The sequence below is a fragment of the Photorhabdus namnaonensis genome, assembly GCF_001684335.1.
Classification (GTDB): domain Bacteria; phylum Pseudomonadota; class Gammaproteobacteria; order Enterobacterales; family Enterobacteriaceae; genus Photorhabdus; species Photorhabdus namnaonensis.
In genome coordinates, this window is sequence record NZ_LOIC01000016.1 from 1 (window position 1) to 21,097 (window position 21,097).

The 21,097-nt window shown below is 44.5% G+C and carries 18 protein-coding genes; 9 read left to right on the forward strand and 9 right to left on the reverse strand.

Annotation, left to right across the window (positions count from 1 at the left end; all coding sequences use genetic code 11):
* Nucleotides 1–518 precede the first annotated feature (518 nt).
* The 3 genes from glnG to glnA form a co-directional block, all read right to left on the reverse strand.
* A complete protein-coding gene (gene glnG, locus Phpb_RS02320; RefSeq protein WP_065389001.1) occupies nucleotides 519–1,994 on the reverse strand; it encodes a nitrogen regulation protein NR(I) in 1,476 nt (491 codons plus the stop codon).
* Nucleotides 1,995–2,003: 9 nt separating this feature from the next.
* Nucleotides 2,004–3,053 carry a nitrogen regulation protein NR(II) gene (gene glnL, locus Phpb_RS02325; protein WP_065389002.1) on the reverse strand — a complete coding sequence of 350 codons (1,050 nt, stop codon included), beginning with the start codon at nucleotides 3,051–3,053 and terminating at the stop codon, nucleotides 2,004–2,006.
* A 153-nt stretch (nucleotides 3,054–3,206) separates the two neighbouring features.
* Nucleotides 3,207–4,616 (reverse strand): glutamate--ammonia ligase, encoded by a 1,410-nt coding sequence (gene glnA, locus Phpb_RS02330; RefSeq protein ID WP_065389003.1) that lies wholly within the window; start codon nucleotides 4,614–4,616, stop codon nucleotides 3,207–3,209.
* Nucleotides 4,617–5,058: 442 nt separating this feature from the next.
* On the opposite strand from glnA, the gene typA reads away from it, so the two are divergent.
* Nucleotides 5,059–6,897, forward strand: a complete 1,839-nt coding sequence (gene typA, locus Phpb_RS02340; protein ID WP_036778438.1) for a ribosome-dependent GTPase TypA — start codon at nucleotides 5,059–5,061, stop codon at nucleotides 6,895–6,897.
* Between the two features lie 86 nt (nucleotides 6,898–6,983).
* Here typA and Phpb_RS02345 read toward each other — a convergent pair whose 3' ends face one another.
* From Phpb_RS02345 to Phpb_RS02350, 3 genes are all read right to left on the reverse strand, one after another.
* Nucleotides 6,984–7,553 carry a disulfide bond formation protein B gene (locus tag Phpb_RS02345; RefSeq protein WP_065389005.1) on the reverse strand — a complete coding sequence of 190 codons (570 nt, stop codon included), beginning with the start codon at nucleotides 7,551–7,553 and terminating at the stop codon, nucleotides 6,984–6,986.
* A gap of 14 nt (nucleotides 7,554–7,567) precedes the next feature.
* Nucleotides 7,568–7,726, reverse strand: coding sequence for a DUF5993 family protein (locus Phpb_RS26470; RefSeq protein ID WP_219847624.1), 159 nt, complete (start codon nucleotides 7,724–7,726; stop codon nucleotides 7,568–7,570).
* Nucleotides 7,727–8,307: 581 nt separating this feature from the next.
* On the reverse strand, nucleotides 8,308–9,762 hold the full coding sequence (locus Phpb_RS02350; RefSeq protein WP_065389006.1) for a carbon starvation CstA family protein: 1,455 nt from the start codon (nucleotides 9,760–9,762) through the stop codon (nucleotides 8,308–8,310).
* A gap of 156 nt (nucleotides 9,763–9,918) precedes the next feature.
* Between Phpb_RS02350 and yihX the strand changes: the two genes are divergently transcribed.
* From yihX to fabY, 3 genes are all read left to right on the forward strand, one after another.
* Entirely contained in the window at nucleotides 9,919–10,536 is a 618-nt protein-coding gene (gene yihX, locus Phpb_RS02355) for a glucose-1-phosphatase (protein ID WP_065389007.1), read from the forward strand.
* A 53-nt stretch (nucleotides 10,537–10,589) separates the two neighbouring features.
* On the forward strand, nucleotides 10,590–11,027 hold the full coding sequence (dtd, locus tag Phpb_RS02360; RefSeq protein ID WP_065389008.1) for a D-aminoacyl-tRNA deacylase: 438 nt from the start codon (nucleotides 10,590–10,592) through the stop codon (nucleotides 11,025–11,027).
* Nucleotides 11,028–11,099: 72 nt separating this feature from the next.
* Entirely contained in the window at nucleotides 11,100–12,017 is a 918-nt protein-coding gene (fabY, locus tag Phpb_RS02365; RefSeq protein WP_046394769.1) for a fatty acid biosynthesis protein FabY, read from the forward strand.
* Between the two features lie 80 nt (nucleotides 12,018–12,097).
* Here the strand turns inward: fabY and Phpb_RS02370 are convergent, their stop codons facing one another.
* Both Phpb_RS02370 and Phpb_RS02375 read right to left on the reverse strand, forming a co-directional pair.
* Complete coding sequence (locus Phpb_RS02370; RefSeq protein ID WP_065389009.1) at nucleotides 12,098–12,520, reverse strand: NUDIX hydrolase; 423 nt, start codon at nucleotides 12,518–12,520, stop codon at nucleotides 12,098–12,100.
* A 51-nt stretch (nucleotides 12,521–12,571) separates the two neighbouring features.
* Entirely contained in the window at nucleotides 12,572–14,281 is a 1,710-nt protein-coding gene (locus Phpb_RS02375) for an AsmA family protein (RefSeq protein ID WP_240492381.1), read from the reverse strand.
* A gap of 568 nt (nucleotides 14,282–14,849) precedes the next feature.
* Between Phpb_RS02375 and Phpb_RS02380 the strand changes: the two genes are divergently transcribed.
* Nucleotides 14,850–16,391 (forward strand): 4-hydroxyphenylacetate 3-hydroxylase family protein, encoded by a 1,542-nt coding sequence (locus Phpb_RS02380; protein WP_065389014.1) that lies wholly within the window; start codon nucleotides 14,850–14,852, stop codon nucleotides 16,389–16,391.
* A 366-nt stretch (nucleotides 16,392–16,757) separates the two neighbouring features.
* Nucleotides 16,758–17,966, forward strand: coding sequence for a sodium/glutamate symporter (gene gltS / locus Phpb_RS02385; RefSeq protein WP_065389011.1), 1,209 nt, complete (start codon nucleotides 16,758–16,760; stop codon nucleotides 17,964–17,966).
* A 117-nt stretch (nucleotides 17,967–18,083) separates the two neighbouring features.
* On the opposite strand, the gene Phpb_RS02390 is transcribed toward gltS, so the two are convergent.
* Nucleotides 18,084–18,401, reverse strand: a complete 318-nt coding sequence (locus Phpb_RS02390; protein ID WP_065389012.1) for a HigA family addiction module antitoxin — start codon at nucleotides 18,399–18,401, stop codon at nucleotides 18,084–18,086.
* A 96-nt stretch (nucleotides 18,402–18,497) separates the two neighbouring features.
* Between Phpb_RS02390 and Phpb_RS27465 the strand changes: the two genes are divergently transcribed.
* From Phpb_RS27465 to Phpb_RS02400, 3 genes are all read left to right on the forward strand, one after another.
* Nucleotides 18,498–18,989, forward strand: a complete 492-nt coding sequence (locus Phpb_RS27465; RefSeq protein ID WP_240492382.1) for a Fic family protein — start codon at nucleotides 18,498–18,500, stop codon at nucleotides 18,987–18,989.
* Nucleotides 18,990–19,084: 95 nt separating this feature from the next.
* On the forward strand, nucleotides 19,085–19,270 hold the full coding sequence (locus tag Phpb_RS27470; RefSeq protein WP_240492383.1) for a hypothetical protein: 186 nt from the start codon (nucleotides 19,085–19,087) through the stop codon (nucleotides 19,268–19,270).
* 527 nt (nucleotides 19,271–19,797) lie between these two features.
* Nucleotides 19,798–20,535: a class I SAM-dependent DNA methyltransferase gene (locus tag Phpb_RS02400; protein WP_065389013.1), complete on the forward strand. Its 738-nt coding sequence runs from the start codon at nucleotides 19,798–19,800 to the stop codon at nucleotides 20,533–20,535.
* Nucleotides 20,536–21,097: the final 562 nt, after the last annotated feature.

A 21,097-nucleotide genomic window follows, 5' to 3' on the forward strand; every position in this document is an offset into this window, starting at 1 on the left:
CACGGAGGCCAGCGTAAATCCGTCATAAAGACGGTGGCGGCCTGAGAAGTGGGAAGCCTCGCCGTTTTTACGGCGGGGAGCAGTCACATACGCTCTGGTTCACTTGGACAAAATTGTCGTTTTCAATTGGAGGGTGATAGATACTGCTCAATCTTGCCTTTTGTCGATTCTATTATCTCGATTGATCGTAAATTAATCATGTTTGATGCCGGTTTTATCAGATATAATACAGCCAGTCAATCAGTTATAACGATCTCTGTTCTATATCGATGGTTTTACTGCTTGAGTTTCAGCACTGGCTTTGTTAATCAATTTGGAGATTTTGCTAATGTCATCTTTCTGTTACGGCAGCATTACTCGTGCTGGGAATAACAGTGACAGCGGTTTTAGGTGGGGTGATTTTCTTGTCTGAATAGACAATATAAAGTGTGATCGAGATCGGTTATTTAATCTTGCTAATGGGGAATCTGATATATTAAATTCCACAAAATGGTTATAGGGTTGGAGATGTTATCTCCTTACTCCAACCCAAGTTCTTTTAACTTCCGTGTAATAGTATTGCGTCCCCAACCTAGCAATCGCGCAGCATCTTGTTTGTGGCCTTTGGTATGCTTAAGTGCACAATCAAGTAAGGTACGCTCCAATAACGGTAATGCTTCAGATAGCAGATCCTGCTGACCATTTTTCAAGGCGCTTGTCGCCCACTGGGCAAGTAGCTGCGACCAGTTTTCCGGTATTGTATTTGTAGGTGTCGTATTTGCGGGTGCGGTTACTGTATTTGCAGGTATTGTATTTACAGATGTTGTCGCGCTGGTTTCAATATGATGGGATTCAAATAATTCAGGCGGCAAATCTTGTACCAATACTTCCTGACTTGCTGCCATGACTGTCAGCCAACGACAGATGTTTTCCAACTGGCGAACATTGCCCGGCCAGGGTAAACGCATTAAGGCCATTTCTGCGTCAGGATGGAGAATCTTTGTTTCTACGCCTAGTTCTTTGGCCGTCTGTTGTAGGAAATGGCGAGTCAGGCGAGGGATATCCTCCACTCTGTCGCGTAAGGGCGGTAATTGCATACGAATAACATTGAGGCGGTGGTAGAGATCTTCACGGAATTTGCCTTTCTCTACCAAGCGCTCTAGATCCTGATGGGTTGCCGCGATAATCCGTACATCCACTTTCACAGGAGCATAGCCGCCAATTCGGTAGAACTGGCCTTCCGCCAATACCCGTAACAGACGGGTTTGAATATCCAGAGGCATATCACCAATTTCATCAAGAAACAGTGAGCCATGATTGGCTTGTTCAAACCGGCCATGACGTACCTGATTAGCGCCGGTGAAAGCCCCTTTCTCATGGCCAAACAGCTCTGATTCAATCAAATCTTTAGGAATGGCGGCCATGTTAAGGGCAATAAATGGTTTATTGGCCCGTGGGCTGTGACGATGCAGCGCATGGGCCACCAGCTCTTTCCCAGTACCAGATTCGCCATTAATCAAGACGCTGATAGAGGAACGGGAGAGGCGGCCGATAATGCGGTAAACGTCCTGCATGGCAGGCGCTTCGCCTATCATGTCTGAAACCGAGGTGATGATCTGTGGACTTTTAGTTGATTGGTTCTGATCGCGAGAGTGGCTAAGCGCTCGTTCCAGTAAGGCGACGGCTTCGTCAATATCAAAGGGTTTTGGTAAATAATCAAAAGCCCCTTGCTGATAAGCACTGACCGCGGCATCCAGATCAGAATGGGCGGTCATGATGATGACTGGCAGCAACGGATTGCTCTGTTTGATATTATTTAGCAGGTTTAGTCCATTCATCCCCGGCATACGGATATCCGAAATCAGTACATCAGGTGTGTTTTGGGCCAGTGCGGCCAGTGCGCTATCAGCGTCTGCGAAACTGGTACATTCCATCCCCGCGTTACTTAACGCCCGCTCCAGTACCCAACGGATTGAACTGTCATCATCGACGATCCAGATTTTTCCCTGTTGCATCGTTATCCTCTATTTCTTAATGGGTAAGTAGATAGAAAATTCTGTGTGCCCCGGCCAACTGGTAAATTCTATTTTGCCGGAATGTTGGTCTATTAAATTGCGAGCAATGGATAGACCAAGGCCGGTTCCACCTTCGTGAGCACTGACCATTGGGTAAAACAAGGTGTCCTGAATTTGTGGCGGGATACCTGGCCCGTTATCTTCCACATCAATTCTGGCAGCCAGACGATAGCGCTTACCATGCAAGGTAATTTGAAAAGCGGTACGAGTGCGCAGGGTAATCATCCCGCCCTGTTTTCCTAGCGCTTGCAAGGCGTTACGGGTGATATTCAGTAGCACCTGTTCAATTTGATCAGGGTAGTGGGCCAGTTCTGGCAAACTGGGATCGTAATCTTTTACCAGTGTGACGTTATCCGGCATTTCTAGCGAGACTAACTGAGAAACCCGTTCAGCGACATAATGAATGCTTTGCTTAATTCGTTCACCCGGGTGCTGTGGGCCAAGTAATCTGTCTACCAGATGGCGCAATCGGTCGGCTTGTTCAATAATCACTTGGGTGTATTCCTGCAACGCAGGATCAGGCAGTGCTTTTGCAAGTAATTGCGCGGCTCCCCTCAATCCACCAAGGGGGTTTTTGATTTCGTGCGCCAGCCCCCGAACCAATTCCCGTGCGGCTATCTGCTGAGCTTGTTGTACCTGCTCTTGGCTTAACCGGCGTTGACTATCCATAGGCGCCAGTTCCAGCAAGATGAACTGCTCAGAAATCGGTTGGGCACTGAGCGACATAATATGAAAGCGGTTATCAACCACTAACGTGACTTCGTTATCAGTAAAACTCTGGCCGCTGACCAGACTAGAACGCATCAATTCTGTATCCAGCGAAAAATAACTAAACAGTACTGGAAGAGGTGTACCGAATAGTTTACGGGCACTCTGAGCGAGTAATTGTAGTGCCGCATGATTGGCATAACGGATGACGAGATCCGTATCCAGTACCAATACACTGTTAATGAGTGAATTTAATATTTGCCCGCTGTCGGGCAGATTTTCCGTTTTCATCCACACTCCTGCACCTTTTTGGTGCACTTTATCATGTTCGAGCGTAAAACCCAGTCAAAGCCTGAAATTTAGATAGCAGGAAAAAGGCCCATCCGAAGATGGGCTAAAGGTTTCACGGCAACAAAAAATGATCAGCGGAAACGGCGCTGCTAATTACACACTGTAATAGAGTTCAAATTCCAGTGGATGCGGTGTCAGACGGACACGTTCTATTTCACTGTTTTTCAAGTCAATATAAGCATCAATGGCGTCATCGGTGAATACACCGCCACGGGTCAAGAATTCACGATCGGCATCCAATGCCGCCAATGCGTCCTCTAGAGAAGAAGCGACAGTAGGGATCTCTTTGGCTTCTTCCGGTGGCAGGTCATACAGGTTTTTGTCCATCGCATCGCCCGGATGGATTTTGTTGATGATGCCGTCAAGGCCAGCCATCAACTGAGCGGCGAACGCCAGATAAGGGTTAGCCGCTGGATCAGGGAAACGTATTTCAATACGGCGAGCTTTAGTGCTGGCAACAACGGGAATACGGATAGATGCCGAACGGTTACGGGCGGAGTAGGCCAGCATCACCGGGGCTTCATAGCCCGGAACCAGACGTTTATAAGAGTTGGTTGTCGGGTTGGTAAATGCGTTCAGTGCCCGAGCATGTTTGATAATACCGCCAATGTAGAACAACGCTAGTTCGGACAAACCACCGTATTTGTCACCGGCAAACAAGTTAGTGCCGTTTTTGGACAGAGACATATGGCAGTGCATACCAGAGCCATTATCGCCAACTAGGGGTTTTGGCATAAAGGTGGCGGTCTTGCCGAAATTGTGCGCGACATTATGTACGACGTATTTGTAAATCTGGGTTTCGTCAGCTTTTTTGGTCATGGTGTTAAAACGGGTCGCGATTTCATTTTGACCTGCTGTTCCCACTTCATGATGGTGAGCTTCCACAACCAACCCCATCTCTTCCATTGTCAGACACATCGCTGAACGTAAATCCTGAGAAGAATCAACGGGAGGCAGTGGAGCGTAACCGCCTTTTACCGCAGGCCGATGGCCTTTATTGCCGCCTTCGTATTGCGTCCCGGAGTTCCATGCGGCTTCGATATCATCGATGTGATAGTAAGAATGGGACATGGCACTGCCGAAGCGCACGTCATCAAATAGGAAAAACTCAGGTTCTGGCCCGCACAGGACAGTATCTGCAATTCCGCTTGAACGCAGGAAGTTTTCAGCACGTTTGGAGATGGAACGGGGATCGCGGTCGTAGCCTTGCATGGTGCCTGGCTCCAGAATGTCACAACGTAAAACGAGCGTGGCATCGTCAAAAAAGGGATCAAGCATGGCGGTGCTGGTATCTGGCATTAGCACCATGTCAGATTCGTTAATCCCTTTCCAACCGCTAATTGAAGAGCCGTCAAACATTTTGCCATCTTCAAAGAAGTCTGAGTTAACCTGATGGGCAGGGATGGTCATATGTTGTTCTTTGCCTTTGGTATCAGTGAAACGCAAATCAATAAACTTCACCTGATGCTCTTCAATCATGGTTAAAACATGCTCAACGGACATACTTGGTTTCTCCTGGTTCGTGTTGGTCTTGATAAAATTGTCGTGATTAAGACTAAAGAAAACACAATCACATTGTTTTACCTTAACAAGGCTATATTACATATTTGTAAACTTGTAGTTGTGAAAGTCAAATTAGTTGTGCGAGTCAATTCAATCATGAAAAGCATTTGCGAAAAGCATGCCAACTTTTTAATACCTTGCAATATACTGTATCGTGGGTATACCGATGATGGGATACTTGGATATTTGGGAAAATTGCACTATGTTGGTGCAATTATATGACTAAGACGCACAATATTAGTGCATTTATATCAAGAATGCGTCTGTTTATAGGCGTGAAAGGGATCACAATTTCATTGTTATCAAGTTGTTAAGCATAGATTATTGTGATCCTGTTTAGTCCTTCGACCAATGTGTGTACAATAGCGCGCCATTTCTATAAATGCCTGAGGCAAAGTTTGTGATCGAAAAATTGCGTAATATCGCCATTATCGCGCACGTTGACCACGGTAAAACGACCCTGGTTGACAAGCTGCTGCAACAATCCGGTACTTTCGGTGACCGTGCGACAGCGACAGAGCGTGTGATGGATTCCAATGATTTGGAGAAAGAGCGTGGAATTACTATCCTCGCAAAAAATACCGCCATTAAATGGAATGACTACCGTATTAATATCGTAGACACTCCGGGACATGCCGATTTCGGCGGTGAAGTAGAACGTGTTATGTCTATGGTCGACAGCGTATTATTGCTGGTCGACGCTATGGACGGGCCCATGCCTCAGACCCGTTTTGTGACACAGAAAGCGTTCGCTCATGGTTTGAAACCGATTGTGGTCATTAACAAAGTTGACCGTCCTGGCGCACGCCCTGATTGGGTTGTGGATCAGGTGTTTGACCTGTTTGTTAACCTGGGCGCCACTGATGAACAACTGGACTTCCCCATTATCTATGCGTCGGCGTTGATGGGAATTGCCGGTACTGATCATGAAGATATGGCGGAAGATATGACGCCGTTGTATCAGGCGATTGTCGATCATGTAGAGCCGCCGAAAGTTGACCTGAATGGCGCATTCCAGATGCAGATTTCCCAGCTTGACTATAATAACTATGTTGGTGTTATCGGCATTGGTCGTATCAAGCGCGGTACGGTTAAGCCAAACCAGAACGTCACGATTATCGATGGCGAAGGTAAAACCCGGAACGGTAAAATCGGTAAGGTACTGGGCCACTTAGGGCTGGAGCGTATTGAGAGTGAGCAAGCGGAAGCGGGCGACATCGTTGCGATTACCGGCTTGGGCGAGCTGAATATTTCCGATACGCTGTGTGATACGAATGCTGTTGAAGCACTGCCGCCGCTGGCGGTTGATGAGCCGACGGTGAGCATGTATTTCTGTGTTAACACCTCCCCTTTCTGTGGACGTGAAGGTAAATATGTCACCTCACGCCAAATCCTTGAGCGTTTGAAGAAAGAGTTGGTTCACAATGTCGCCCTGCGTGTTGAAGAGACAGAAGATCCGGATGCGTTCCGTGTTTCTGGCCGTGGTGAATTGCACTTATCTGTTCTGATTGAGAACATGCGCCGTGAAGGTTTTGAGCTGGCGGTATCCCGTCCGAAAGTTATCTTCCGTGAAATCGATGGGCGCAAGCAAGAACCCTTCGAGCAGGTGACGCTGGATATTGAAGAGCAGCATCAGGGAGATGTGATGCAGGCGTTGGGTGAGCGTAAAGCGGATCTGCGCGATATGCTGCCAGACGGTAAAGGCCGTGTGCGCCTTGATTATGTTATTCCAAGCCGTGGGCTGATTGGCTTCCGTACTGAGTTTCTGACGATGACCTCCGGTACCGGTCTGCTGTATGCGACATTCAGCCACTATGATGATATTCGTGCGGGTGAAATCGGTCGTCGTCAGAACGGCGTGATGATTTCCAATGGTCAAGGTAAAGCGGTTGCTTATGCACTTTACAGCTTACAGGATCGCGGTAAGTTGTTCCTTGGTCATGGTGCGGAAGTGTATGAAGGCCAGGTGATCGGCATTCATTCTCGTTCTAATGACCTGACAGTTAACTGTCTGACAGGTAAGAAACTGACTAACGTCCGTGCGTCTGGTACTGACGAAGCGACAACCTTGTCTCCACATATTAAGAAAACCTTGGAGCAGGCTCTGGAGTTTATTGATGATGACGAGCTGGTGGAAGTGACCCCGGTGTCTATTCGCCTGCGTAAACGCCATCTGACGGAAAATGAACGCCGTCGTGCGTATCGCAGTAAAGAAGCATAATTCTTTTCTGCAATACCTATGCTTAGGGCGCCAATGGCGCCCTGAGTTTTTTGGGATTTGTCTGTTCAAATTGAACAAATCGAAGATTATTTACCGAGTAATTGATAGAACGTTGGGTTGTCATCACACTGTCCGCCGCCACACTCCAAAATGGTGGAGATTAAATTTGCGGTAATTAATATGACAAATAATCCGATAATAATCTGACCGATAGCAGACGTTTTTTGCTTTTCTTCGGTTGTTTTCTCCAGGCTTTTCAATATCAGCATGACTGATATACCGATAATAGCGATAACTGAGCAGATAAGGGCCCAAGTATAGAAATGTATACCAAAAAGGGCGGAACCATAACCGAGATCACCGGGTGTGATATGTAAAAACACTTGTCGGATCGCAATGATGCCAGTCGCGATACAGCCGATAAGCGACAAGGCATAATGCGCGCTTTTGATACCAAAACGCAGATTAAATAGGAAACCAAACCCTATCATGATCATACCTGCTCGCTGTAGCAGACATAATGGACAAGGGAGTTCTGAAAGGACCAATTGATAATAGAAGGCAAGGGTTAGAACAGCACTGATAGCAAATAACCCGATGAGGTTAAATATCATGCCGTAGCTGATCTGTTGTTTTGTTGTTAATACCTGATTCATCAGATTGTCTCCCGTTAAAAAGATAGATTTAACGAATCAGTTGCATGATGGATAAACCAAGCTACAGTCGTCACCAAAAGAAGACCCCACAGAGTATAACTGGTTTTATACTTTCCATAGAGGGTGGTGATAACCGCAAATAATGCGAGTAAAAAAGGTAAAAACATATACATTGTTGATTCTCCTGTTTTTTAAAAACATTCAAGACTTTTCCCTATAGTTTAGGGTAGGGAATTCATCGAACTCAGTTTAGGATCGTTTACTTCGATACAAGCGATCAATTATCCAAAGGCAAGTTGTCCATTAAAAAAACGCTTTGGCGCCATTAATGGGAGTCACTCTCTTTGGTATCGCATTTGAAAACGTACAAACCTACATTTATTAAAGCATGGTATTCGAATGGTGTATAATTTATACCCACTATTCGTAGTGTGCTGCTAATAACAATTGTAGTCAATCTTATTTATGTCCGCCACTATTCAGAAGGAGCCGAGTGATTATCATTTGGCGAGAGTTTCAATGAGTTGTTTTTTATTTAATAGTTAAGCGGGAAACGATTAGAAACGGCGAACCGTGTCTTCGCCTGGAAACCTGCTAATTTAACGACTATTATTATCAATATTCATGTGGTGTTTCGTCTGATATTTGAGGGAGGAATAAATGTTTCTTATCACGATAAAGGAGATCGGCAATTAAAACCCCTCAACTTTTTATCGTGAGGGGCTGTTGTGATATTTAATATCTTCTTGGGTTTTTACTCATTTAATGCTTCGGCTTTTATATTATCGGAAGCTGATTGAGAGCGGACTTTCACAAAGAAAGCAATGGTGACAATCGCCATTGCCGCCAGACCGATAACAACGGAGATATTCCAGTTTAGCGCAAAACCTTCTGGCGCAAATGCCAGATAAGTGAAGCATACAGCGGTCATAAACATGGCAGGCAAGGTGGTGATCCAATGGAATTTATCGCGGCGCAGCAACCATGCGGAGGCCGCCCATAACATGACCATCGCGGTAGTCTGGTTCGCCCAACCAAAGTAACGCCAGATAATATTGAAGTCAGTTTTGGTAATCAGATAACCGACAATAAACATTGGCACACTTAATAACAGGCGCTTAGCCATTTGTTGCTGAGGAATATTCAAGAATTCAGCAATAATAAGCCGGGCGGAACGGAACGCGGTATCGCCAGAAGTAATGGGTAAAATCACCACGCCGAGGATTGCCAGAATACCGCCGACAGTACCTAACAGAGAAGTTGACACTTCGTGAACGACCAGAGAAGCCGTACCCTGATCAATCACAGCCTGTAACGCGTTAGTATCTTCATAGAAACTCAGTCCCAATGTACACCAGATCAGCGCGATAATACCTTCGCCAATCATTGCGCCGTAGAAAACGAAGCGACCATTTTTTTCATTTTGCATACAGCGCGCCATCAGCGGAGACTGAGTAGCGTGGAAACCTGAAATAGCGCCACAAGCAATGGTGACGAACAGCAATGGCCAAATAGGCAGATCTTTCGGGTTAAAGTTAGTGGTGAAATCCAATCCTTGAGAATAGAAAGGCTTGTCGCTCATCGCTAAACCGACCATCAGCGCGACAGACATAAACAGCAGCAACGCACCAAACAGTGGGTAAAGGCGGCCGATAATTTTATCAATAGGAACCAGCGTCGCGAGAATATAGTAAGCAAAGATAATACCGACCCAGATAGCAATGTTATCCCAACCCATTGCCTCTTTCAGTAAGTTATTCAGTAAGCCGGCCGGACTCAAAACAAAGACGACTCCGACTAGCATTAGCAAAATAACAGCGAATATATTCATGAAATGCTTCATGGTTTTGCCCAATTCGTTACCAACGATAACGGGCACGGATGCACCGCGGGCGCGCACACTGAGCATACCGGAGAAGTAATCGTGTACTGCGCCGGCAAAGATACAGCCGAATACAATCCACAGCATAGCAAGCGGGCCATAGAGGGCGCCGAGAATCGGGCCGAAAATAGGACCAACGCCGGCGATATTCAGTAACTGAATTAACCAAACTTTTGGGGTGGACATAGCCACATAATCAACACCATCAGCCATAGAAAGAGCGGGGGTTTTTCTTTCTGGCCGAATAGTGAATATCTTTTCGACAATCTTGCCGTATATGAAATATCCAGCCAGAAGAAGGCCAATACAGAGGAGGAACCACAACATAAATATAACACCTTACTCGACTTTTTTAATCTGGGTGCTACTTTATCGTTTCGTAAGAAAAATACCGTGAAGTGATTCGCTTTTTACTTGTCCGTACTGTTTTCTAATGGAAAATACGATTAAAGTAAAAAGTTATTAATTAACCGGGGGGTAATTATGTTATATATCTTCGATATGGGTAATGTGATTATTGAGATTGATTTTAAAAGAGTTTTAGCGGTATGGAGTAATTTGAGCGGGACACCTCTTGCGACGTTGACTAAAAGTTTCTCTATAGGAGAAACGTTTGAAAAACATGAGCGTGGTCAAATTACTGATCTGGAATTCGCTGATACTTTATGTCAGGAAATGAATATTTCACTCAGTTTTGAGCAGTTTGCCGCCGGATGGCATGCTATCTTTATTGATATTCGGCCTGAAGTCATTCAGATAATGAAGAAATTACGTGAGGCGGGACACCGGGTTGTGGTGTTATCCAACACCAACCGTTTGCACCTGGATTACTGGCCGCATAATTATCCTGAGATTGCGGCATCCGTTGATTACCTCTATTTGTCGCAGGATTTGGCAATGCGTAAGCCTGAACCTGATATTTTCAAATATGTGCTTGAGACAGAAGGTTTTTCACCGGATCAGGCCGTGTTTTTTGACGATGTGCTGGAAAATGTGGAAGCAGCCAGGGCGTTAGGAATCAATAGCGTTCATGTGGTTGATAGGCAGGCTGTGCCGGATTATTTCGAAGCAAACGGCTTTTTGAACAAAATGAAGGATTGAACGGATAATAAAAGAATAGTGTGCTGATACTACTATTTGAGTAAAGGAAAAATATGATCGCGTTAATCCAGCGGGTAACACAGGCAAATGTTGTTGTTAAGAACGAAATAGTTGGGGAAATTGGTCACGGCCTGCTGGTGTTGCTAGGCGTTGAGAGAGGAGATGATCAACAGAAGGCAAAACGGTTGTGTGAGAAGGTGATAGGGTATCGGATATTCAGTGATGAACAGGACAAAATGAACTTGAACATCCAACAAATTGGAGGCAGTTTGCTGGTTGTCTCCCAGTTTACATTGGCTGCCGATACTCAAAAGGGCATGCGACCCAGTTTTTCTGGTGGCGCCGCCCCAGATAAGGCCGATGAATTATATCGCTATTTTGTTGAACAATGCCGCCAAAGTGGTGTAAAAACAGAAATCGGGCGGTTTGCTGCCGATATGAAAGTCAGCCTGACAAACGATGGGCCAGTCACTTTCTGGTTGCAGGTCTAGCAACCAAAAATAGCCAGTAGAACGCAACCATCCCCGATTAAACATCATGAGCAAAAGAAAGGGGCAGTTTCTATGTATCATCTGCGAGTACCTGAAACAGAACAAGAACTGGAAGCATATTATCGATTTCGTTGGGAAATGTTGCGTAAGCCATTGCATCAGCCTGTCGGCTCGGAGAAAGATGGTTATGACACGATGGCCCATCACCAGATGGTTGTGGATGAAAAAGGTAACCCGGTGGCGGTAGGGCGTTTATATATCAATGCGGATAGTGAAGGGGCAATCCGTTTTCTGGCAGTGCATCCCAACGTGCAAGGCAGAGGGTTGGGAAAATTGATCGCAATGGCGCTGGAATCTGTTGCCCGTCAGGAAGGTGTTAAACGGGTCGTGTGCAGTGCTCGTGAACATGCGGTGGAGTTTTTCAGTAAATTGGGGTTTGAAAACCGAGGGCCAATTACTAGCCCGCAAACAACGCCGGTTCGCCATTTTCTGATGATAAAGCCGGTCGCGACGCTGGATGATATTCTTCACCGGCCGGATTGGTGCAACGAATTGCAACAGGCTTGGTACAAACATATTCCCCTCAGTGAAAAAATGGGGGTACGAATTTCTCAATATACCGGTCAGAGCTTTATTACCACTATGCCGGAAGCTGGGAATCAAAATCCTCACCAAACTATCTTTGCCGGCAGTTTGTTTTCTCTGGCAACCCTGACCGGTTGGGGATTGATCTGGTTGTTGTTACAGGAACGTCAACTCGGTGGTGATATTATTTTGGCTGATGCCGATATCCGTTACAAGAAGCCGGTTGTCGGCAGGCCAAAATCTGTCGCGGATCTTAAAAATATGAGCGGCGATTTGGCTCGTCTGGCACAAGGCAGTAAAGCGAGAGTGAAGTTGGATGTGATTGTCAGCGGTGATCAGGGAATCGGTGCGGTATTTACTGGCACTTATATGGTATTGCCGAATGCTTATACGGCTATTGCTTAGGTTTCTCAGTGGCATGAGATATGCCACTGGTCATATTTCTTATATCATCAGTAGAAATAGTAAAAGTCGCTTTTGTAAAATTAAGCTTCATTGAGTACACGCAGCATAAAGTCATCAAGTTCACTGCGGAAATTGGCTATATTGTTCCATTGATATTGCGCATGTTCGGGAGAAAGTTTAACTTCACCTGTGCATATAACATTAAAATTTATCTGGAGGCATCGAGTCTCCTTAATAGAATATTCCACCGCGCTGAGAAAACCAATAACATCGTCAAGCAACAGTCCGGTCTCCTCTTCTATTTCACGAGATAGTGCTTGTAATAGATTTTCTCCTTTTTCTACACCACCGGAAGGAATTTCCCAGAGGTTTGGCGGGGATTCATCAGGCGCTCGTTGTAAGAATAGAATATGGTTATTTTGATCTCTGATGATGCCGCCGATAACAATACGGTCATAATTTTGCAGCTTGTCTTCAATAGATTCAGGCAGTATACACGTCATTTTTTGTACCATAAAATTGAATCGGGCACATATGTACCCGAATATTCGTTACTATAGCTTAACAACCGGACAGGTTTCACAGTTTGGTGTGGATATTTGCCCCTTATCAATGAGTTGAGTTTCACTGCCCGATTGTTTATCCGTGGCAGTTAATGAACCATCGATAGTACTTTTAATATCATCAGCGGCAAGATCCCCCTGTATTAACAGCGTGAAATTGCCTTTACCCTGTACTTTCAACGGTACCCACCGCCATTGGGGTAAAATCGCTAAATCTGCGTCTATTCCTCGGAAATCTAACGTGAATGGCTTCTGTACCTGTTGATCCACTGTGCCTTTCACTTTCAACAATCCATCATCAACAGAAGCGTCTAATTGGTCGAGGATCAGTTTATTTCCCTCTGTATGTAATTTAAGGTAAGGGCGACGTAATTCAACTTTGTTAAATGTCGCGCTGGTGGCATTTAGATTTGAAGAACCACGCCAGATCCCCCATTTTCCTTCTTTCAGTAACTCCATGTCATAGATATAGCCGCTGAGAGCGGTAAGCTGGAATGGAAAATTGGGGTTAATATCAATCAACAAGCTGTTGTTAATCGTCAGCTCGTTAATGGAAAATTCGGATATCCATTCAGGCAATGATTCTTTCAGCAACTGATGCCAGTTTTGCGGCAAGGTATAAGTTAAACCAGCGACTGTTGCATTGGCGATGTTGAATTGCTTTGTTTGGTGATTCCATTGCCCTTTGACGTGGAATAATCCCTTTTCCCAACGGGAAGTGAGATTGGAAATAGTGAGTTCATTGCCTGCGAGAAGAAGGTGACCAATAACATCGGTGAAATGAAGATCATTTAGCGTCGTATCCATAACGTTGAAATCAATGATGCCCTCTTTTGCTTGCCAGCGCCCGTTAATCAAACCGACATTTTTGACTGAGGCATCCAGATAGTTAGCAGACCAATTTTTACCTTCCAACTTAGCATTCGTCAGGCTGAGATCTTTGATGCTGACTGTGGGTAATTTATTCGCTTTTAGCAATAACTCTTCAAGTGTCATTGGCGTTTGCCAACGAATATTGCTGATAAGTAAATTGTCCCACTGCCAGCTACCATCAGGCTGACGTTGCCCATTACCCGATATCGAACCTTGTGACAATGTTGCGCCAAATGAACGAATAGTCAGGGTACTCTGCGGGTTATCTCCTCGCATAATGACTTTTTCAAGAGAAATATCATTGAAATTCAGTTTATCAGCGCTGAATTGAAATTCCCCATTCCCTGCCAGCTTATTTGATTGTGGGTTCCAGGGGGTGATACCGCCGGTGATGTTTTGTCCTTGAATTTGCCCGTCTGCATTTTCTGACTGAATAGTCATCTGATTAAGTTGCAGAATATTGGCGCTAAAAGGGATGGATTGTGGCTGGCCTTTGATGGTTAATTGGCCTTGTTGCAATAACAGACGCTGAAAATGGCGAGGGGAAGTGAGTTGCCGCCAGTTGAAGTCGAATGCGACAACTTGAGCCGCTAAAATGAAAGTCTGTTGCTGGTTGCTAATAACAATATTGGAAAATGCCAAAGTGCCCGGTTGTGACCAGTTATGTTCGATATTGCCGATTTGAACCTCATAACGGCTGTGATGACTTAGCCATTGACTAAGCTGATGCGCTCCCCAGTTTGTCTGCATCACGACATAAACAGCGATTACGGCCGGGATTAGCAGTAATAACAGAGTAACCAGCGATTTTCTTAACCATCTCATCATCAGACTCCAATTTAACCGGTTTATAGCTTCCTTTTATGCCGTAATTTTGGCGTTCACTCAAGAGATGGCGAATAAAAGTTATGAGCGAGGAGAAATTATTATTTGTAACATTTGTATAAATTAACAATAGAAATACCGATAAGTCACTATACTGGTTGTTATTTCTAATAATTTCAAGGTATAAATGAGGGGAATAATAAATTATTTTTTATCGTTTTATTCTATTAAAATAAACTTAAGAGATTAATCCTTGTTTAATTGTGTTTTTATTTTTCATGCTAAGTTTTTATTATTAGTAACTTAGAGTGTTTGTATGAATTTGTTAATAATTATATTGTGTGATTAATATAGTAATTAAATCTATATTTTCTTGCATGACAATATAGCCAATGACATCTGAATGAATTAATGTATTAATGGATGGCTATAAATGGAATAATGATGTTTTTTCGTCATTCCTTTCTATTCCTTTCTCAATTTGATTGATGCTTGAAATAACACTGCATAGTTTATTTTCACCCATCTTCCGGCAAATAAGTAATGTAAGGAATTTTCTATGTCAGAAAACATGAAACAAAAATCGTCGAATGAAGGTAGTATCCGCACAACCCGCCCACTTACAGGAAAGGAATTTCTGGATGGGCTAAACGATGGTCGGGAAGTCTGGGCTTATGGTGAACGCATTCAGAATGTCGCCAACCATCCTGCTTTCCAAAATCCAGCCCGTGCTATTGCGAAACTTTACGATGCTTTGCACGATCCTGCTCATCGTGATGTACTGACTACGGCTACAGATACGGGGAGTGTTGGGGTGACACATCCCTTTTTCCGTATACCGCACTCGCAGCAGGATTTAATTGCTGATCGTGACGCTATCGCCGCGTGGGCCCGCATGAGTTATGGTTGGCTGGGTAGAAGCCCTGATTATAAGGCTTCGTTTCTTACCTCACTTGGCGTAAGGCCGGATATTTATGGTGATTTTGCGGATAATGCGAAAAACTGGTATATCCGCTCACAGGAAAATGTGTATTACTGGAATCACTCGATTATTAATCCGCCAATAGATCGTCATTTATCACCTGATGAAATTGGTGATATTTGTGTTCATGTTGAAAAAGAGTGTGATGATGGATTAATTGTCAGCGGCGCTAAAGTTGTCGCCACGGGATCAGCGATGTGTCATTACAACTTTATTGGTCACTACGGTTTACCAATAAAGAAACGGGAATTTGCGTTGGTCTTTACTGTGCCGATGAATTCGCCAGGAGTGAAATTAATTTGTCGCCCTTCTTATTCAATGGCGGCTGATAAAATGGGCAGTCCTTTTGATTATCCGCTCTCGTCCCGATTTGATGAGAACGATACGATAATGATTCTGGATAAAGTGAAGGTTCCTTGGGAAAACGTATTTATCTATGGCGATATAGATAAAGTTTCGTTATTTTTTGCTGAATCGGGTTTTTTTCATCGGGCTATGTTGCATGGTGTAACCCGATTGGCGGTTAAACTTGATTTTATTTCTGGATTGCTCCTTAAGGGTGTTGAAGCTACAGGTACGAAGGATTTTCGTGGCGTGCAAACACGGGTTGGTGAAGTATTGTCATGGCGTAATCTGTTTTGGGCGCTCGGTGATGCGATGATTAAATCTCCTGAGCCTTGGGGTGAAGATGCCCTATTGCCTCGGTACGAGTATGGGATAGCTTATCGTTGGTTTATGACTCAGGGTTACCCGAAGGTAAAAGAAATTATTGAACAGGATCTGGGTAGTGCCTTGATTTATATTAACTCCCATGCTCGCGATTTTTCCAACCCGGAACTGTCTCCTTATCTTGATAAATACATGCGTGGTTCCAATGGTTACAGCGCGGTTGAGCGAGTTAAGCTCATGAAACTGATTTGGGATTCTATTGGTACGGAATTCGCTAACAGGCATGAATTATACGAGCTCAATTATGCCGGCAACCATGAAATTACCAGACTCGATGTATTATGGGCTTCTCAAGCTTCGGGCTTAGTGGATAAATTGAAAGGGTTTGCTGAGCAGTGTATGAGTGAATACGATCTTGATGGTTGGGTTGGTAACGACTTTATTTGGCCTTCCAACCACTAGGAGATAAACCATCATCACGCGCGGTGATGAAATATATACCCTATGGATTTCAAGATGGATCGCGACGGCAAGGGAGCGAATCCCCGGGAGCATAGGTGGCTATGTGACCGGGATGAGTGAGCGCAGCCAGCAAAGAGGCAACTTGAAAGATAACGGGTATACGTGCGTGATGAGTTGATTATGTGTAATTCAATAAATCCTGTCACTTATCATGATTCGCTCTGGTCACATTTTTATATGTTTTAACTTGTGTTTGTTGCAGATTTTTTTTCTAATCCAGCGTTGCCTGCTTTTGGCGTTCTCTAAAGGATGAGTATAACGTCGTAATAACTTACATAATTTTAACAATATAGCTGGGGTACATAGATGTATCATCTTGATGTTTATGGCACGCTCGTGGCGTCCGCATTAGTACTATTACTTGGGCGCAAACTTGTACAATCGGTCCCATTTCTTGAAAAATACACCATTCCTGAACCTGTCGCGGGTGGCCTGTTAGTTGCTCTGGCTCTTTTAGTCGTTCAACAGACAACAGGCTGGGAAATCAACTTTGATTTGTCTCTTAAAGACCCTTTGATGTTAACTTTCTTCGCCACTATCGGCTTGAATGCCAACCTTTCCAGCCTGAAAGCGGGTGGTAGGGTTCTGTTCACGTTTGTCTTCGTCGTTGTTGGCTTGCTGCTGGTTCAGAACACGGTGGGTATCGCTCTGGCTGAACTGTTAGGTTTGGACCCATTAATGGGCTTACTAGCGGGTTCTGTTACGCTGTCTGGCGGTCACGGTACAGGCGCCGCTTGGGGTAAGCTGTTTAGTGAGCGTTATGGTTTTGAAAATGCGACAGAAGTGGCAATGGCTTGTGCGACGTTCGGTTTAGTTCTGGGTGGTTTGATTGGCGGCCCGGTCGCTCGTTTCCTGGTGAGAAATACAAAAACTCCGGGGCTAAGGGCCGATGATACCGAAGTGCCGACGGCATTTGAAAAACCTTATACCGGGCGGATGATCACCGCGTTGGTGATGTTGGAAACGATCGCGCTGATTGCTATCTGTTTGATGGCCGGTAATTTTGTGGCTGAGCTTTTGCAAGGTACATGGTTTGAATTACCGACATTCGTCTGTGTGTTATTTATCGGGGTTATCCTGAGTAACAGCCTGTCGGTGTTAGGTTTTTACCGAGTCTTTGACCGAGCGGTTTCTGTTTTGGGTAACGTGAGTCTTTCCCTATTTCTGGCAATGGCGTTAATGAGCCTGAAATTGTGGCAGATGGCATCGCTGGCATTACCGATGCTGATCATTCTCACTATCCAGGCCATCGTCATGGCGCTGTATGCGATTTTTGTCACCTATCGGGTGATGGGTAAAAACTATGATGCAGCGGTTCTGGCGGCGGGTCACTGTGGTTTCGGTTTAGGAGCGACACCTACCGCCATTGCGAACATGCAGGCGATTACCGATCGTTTTGGACCATCTCATGTGGCGTTTCTGGTGGTGCCGATGGTCGGGGCATTCTTTATCGATATCGTTAACGCGATTGTGATTAAACTCTATCTGCTACTGCCGGTATTCCCTGCTGTGTAGGGATAAATTAGCAAGATACTGCGCCAGCTATGTAGTTGGTGCAGTATTGTCTTTGTGTTCTTTGATCATTATTTATTTTTAGCGTCAAAACGACAATACAACGCAATATATTCGCAACTAGGCGGCCACCAAGGGCCGCGCGTGTTCCAATTTGTCAGCCAAAACTTCATTATGCTGAGCCAGCCACATGTCATTGATGAACTGGAGGTTAAGCCAAAACTCCGGTGTGGTTCCCAAAACCTTTGCCAGCAAAAAGGCCGTTTCCGCAGTCACTCCACGCCGACCACCGCACAGCTCATTGACGGTCTTCCGGCCTACGCCCATAGCTTTTGCCAGTTCGCCCTGGGTGATCCCCAAGGGTTCCAGAAATTCTTCTTTGAGCATAGCGCCCACACTGGTAGGTTGATGAGCGGGAATTTTTAGTGCTGCAATCATAGTTTCACCTCTTACCTGTGTGTACGGGGGCCAGATTTTACTGTGTTTTACTTATAATTTAACGCATTCAAATTATAGTAGGAAGGATGAACAACGATGAAGCTTTTCAACACGTTGGGATTTTGTTGGGATAGATCTTCGGTTCCTCTTATTGTTCCGATTCATTCTATTGAGCGGGTATGCTTTCGTTTTCACCGGATGCTACCGGAGTTTGTTTGGGATGCCAGCGTGCTTGAAGGCAATCCTTTTACTTTCCCAGAAGTGAAGACATTATTGGATGGTGTCACTGTCGGTGGTAGAAAAGTTTCTGATCAGGAGCAAGTACTGAATCTCGCGGAAAGTTCCAAACGCCTGTTATCTCTGGTGAAGAATAATCAATTTGAGTTGACCAAGGCTACGTTTACTGAACTTCATAGTATAGTTGCTCGCAATGAAGCCTTGGAGTGGGGAACATTTCGCGGGGAAGGCCGAGAGATAAACTACACTCCAGATGTCGGATTAGGTGAATATGGTCGGCATATTCCGTTACCTACCGTATCAGGCGCGTCAGAATTGAACCGCGTTTTTCAAGAGGTATTGCTTCACTAGATGAGTGTCAGCCTTTTGAAAAGGGAATCGCATTCTTTCTTTTTGGTGCGTTACAGAAATTCTTTTTTGACGGTAACAAACGGACTTCCCGTTTCATGATGAACGGTATTTTGATGTCAAACGGTATAGACGCCATCAGCGTGCCTGCGGCGAAAGTACATGAGTTCAACGAAAAGATGGTCCGCTTCTACCGGAGCAAAGATGCCACTGAGATGATGGCGTTCCTTGTGGATTGTCACTCGGATGTGGAGCAAATTCGAGCGGCGAATACACGAAATTAGCGATCACTGCACTTGGACTGTTTGGGATTCGTCCCGATATGTTTTCAATCATGCATTATCATCATGTATGAGTTCAGGTAATCAACGGCTAAAGCCAACTTTCTCAGGGCTGTTATAAACAGCCCTTCTGTTAGCGTGGAGCACAACAATTCCCGCCGTGGTTCCTTTTCCCTCAAAGCGTGTTTTAAAAGACTTAATTCTTAAGATCCTATATATGATAAGAATAATAGTTTCCACAAAACGCATCATAGGTGTTTTATATTTATTTTACTTCCTCATATTTATCCAAAAATCAACCAGCATTAAAAAATTATATCTAATTCATCGCTAACGTATTAATATAAATAACGTTTCATAATTTTGCTGCACGTGGTCTTACTAACCAATTGTTATATATGGAACTATGAGTGATGTGATATTTTGGAATTTTATTTATAACAAAAGAAAAACTTTCAGTAATTATTAAATTCATACTAGATAATCTACCTCTTCGATAAATAAATTGGCCTTTAGCTAAGGATAACAACATGAAAGATAACGCTTTATATGACCCTATTGCACATCTTTACGAGAGCTTTTCAGATGCTGCCGCCCATATCGAAGTAGAAATCAGAACTGTCTTCAATTTGGCAGGAGATATACACGGGAAATCAGTGTTGGATTTAGCCTGTGGATATGGTCTCTTTAGTCGAGAATACAAGAATCGTGGCGCGTCAAAAGTCATTGGAGTCGATATATCAGAGAACATGATAGCGATTGCGAAAAGCAAATCACAACAATACGGTGACGATATCGAATTTCACGTAAGAAATGTCTGCAAGATGGAGTCATTTGGCAAATTTGACATAGTTAATGCAGCTTGGTTATTTTGCCATGCAGAATCTCTTGAAGACCTTGAAACTATGTTCCGTGTTATTGCCGCTCATCTCAAGCCTTCTGGTAAACTAATTGCGTATACCGCTGAACCTGATTGTCAATTAGAAAAAGTGGATTATGAAAAATTTTGTATAAAAATTTTGAGTGAAGAGCCGGTGAAAGACACAATTCTCGTGAGAGCTGAATTTCTTACCACACCACCTAGCCCTTTCACTATGTATCATTGGAGTCGTGAACAGTATCAAGCGGCGATCCAAAAGGCAGGGTTCAAACAATTTAAATGGCAAAAACCCATGCTGTTAGAAAGCGATATTGAGGCTCATCCCCCAGGTTTTTGGGATGATTATCAACGAAATTGCCTTGATACCGCTCTTGTTTGTCAGTTTTAACAAAATAATCCCCGAGATCTGTTGTCTTTCCTATACAAATCCCCCGATGAAGATCGAGGGATTTTTTTGAATTTCCCTCGTTCTGCAAAACAACTCTTCCTGACCTCCAGCCGGGATTCAGGTTTCTGAGGAAAACGGCGCTCGGATAACTCAGTACGCCAAAATAAAGATCGTCACTGCGATCACGACCGGGGGATGGGTGACGATCAAGAATTTCCGTCATAGTCACACGTAACGAAGTTGAATAAGCTTCTGCGACATTCGCCCCTATCGGCGCATAGAATAGAGTTTTATTGCACGAATATGCTCTCTGGCTTTCTTCGTAAACCGGACACTTATCCTTAAGCCTTACCCTCAAGTTCATCAACCGTCAACGGCGCAAATACATCATCAATACTGTGCAATTCGCCACGATCAGCTTGTGCAATAGATTCAGCCAGAACGGCTTTTAAATTCTGTAACTTACCATGCTTAGTGACTGCTCCCCGCCGTAAAAACGGCGAGGCTTCCCACTTCTCAGGCCGCCACCGTCTTTATGACGGATTTACGCTGGCCTCCGTGG

Coding starts and splice junctions, on each gene's coding strand:
- glnG (WP_065389001.1), bottom strand. CDS start 1,994: ATGCAACAGGGAAAAATCTGGATCGTCGATGATGACAGTTCAATCCGT.
- glnL (WP_065389002.1), bottom strand. CDS start 3,053: ATGAAAACGGAAAATCTGCCCGACAGCGGGCAAATATTAAATTCACTC.
- glnA (WP_065389003.1), bottom strand. CDS start 4,616: ATGTCCGTTGAGCATGTTTTAACCATGATTGAAGAGCATCAGGTGAAG.
- typA (WP_036778438.1), top strand. CDS start 5,059: ATGCCTGAGGCAAAGTTTGTGATCGAAAAATTGCGTAATATCGCCATT.
- Phpb_RS02345 (WP_065389005.1), bottom strand. CDS start 7,553: ATGAATCAGGTATTAACAACAAAACAACAGATCAGCTACGGCATGATA.
- Phpb_RS26470 (WP_219847624.1), bottom strand. CDS start 7,726: ATGTATATGTTTTTACCTTTTTTACTCGCATTATTTGCGGTTATCACC.
- Phpb_RS02350 (WP_065389006.1), bottom strand. CDS start 9,762: ATGTTGTGGTTCCTCCTCTGTATTGGCCTTCTTCTGGCTGGATATTTC.
- yihX (WP_065389007.1), top strand. CDS start 9,919: ATGTTATATATCTTCGATATGGGTAATGTGATTATTGAGATTGATTTT.
- dtd (WP_065389008.1), top strand. CDS start 10,590: ATGATCGCGTTAATCCAGCGGGTAACACAGGCAAATGTTGTTGTTAAG.
- fabY (WP_046394769.1), top strand. CDS start 11,100: ATGTATCATCTGCGAGTACCTGAAACAGAACAAGAACTGGAAGCATAT.
- Phpb_RS02370 (WP_065389009.1), bottom strand. CDS start 12,520: ATGACGTGTATACTGCCTGAATCTATTGAAGACAAGCTGCAAAATTAT.
- Phpb_RS02375 (WP_240492381.1), bottom strand. CDS start 14,281: ATGATGAGATGGTTAAGAAAATCGCTGGTTACTCTGTTATTACTGCTA.
- Phpb_RS02380 (WP_065389014.1), top strand. CDS start 14,850: ATGAAACAAAAATCGTCGAATGAAGGTAGTATCCGCACAACCCGCCCA.
- gltS (WP_065389011.1), top strand. CDS start 16,758: ATGTATCATCTTGATGTTTATGGCACGCTCGTGGCGTCCGCATTAGTA.
- Phpb_RS02390 (WP_065389012.1), bottom strand. CDS start 18,401: ATGATTGCAGCACTAAAAATTCCCGCTCATCAACCTACCAGTGTGGGC.
- Phpb_RS27465 (WP_240492382.1), top strand. CDS start 18,498: ATGAAGCTTTTCAACACGTTGGGATTTTGTTGGGATAGATCTTCGGTT.
- Phpb_RS27470 (WP_240492383.1), top strand. CDS start 19,085: ATGATGAACGGTATTTTGATGTCAAACGGTATAGACGCCATCAGCGTG.
- Phpb_RS02400 (WP_065389013.1), top strand. CDS start 19,798: ATGAAAGATAACGCTTTATATGACCCTATTGCACATCTTTACGAGAGC.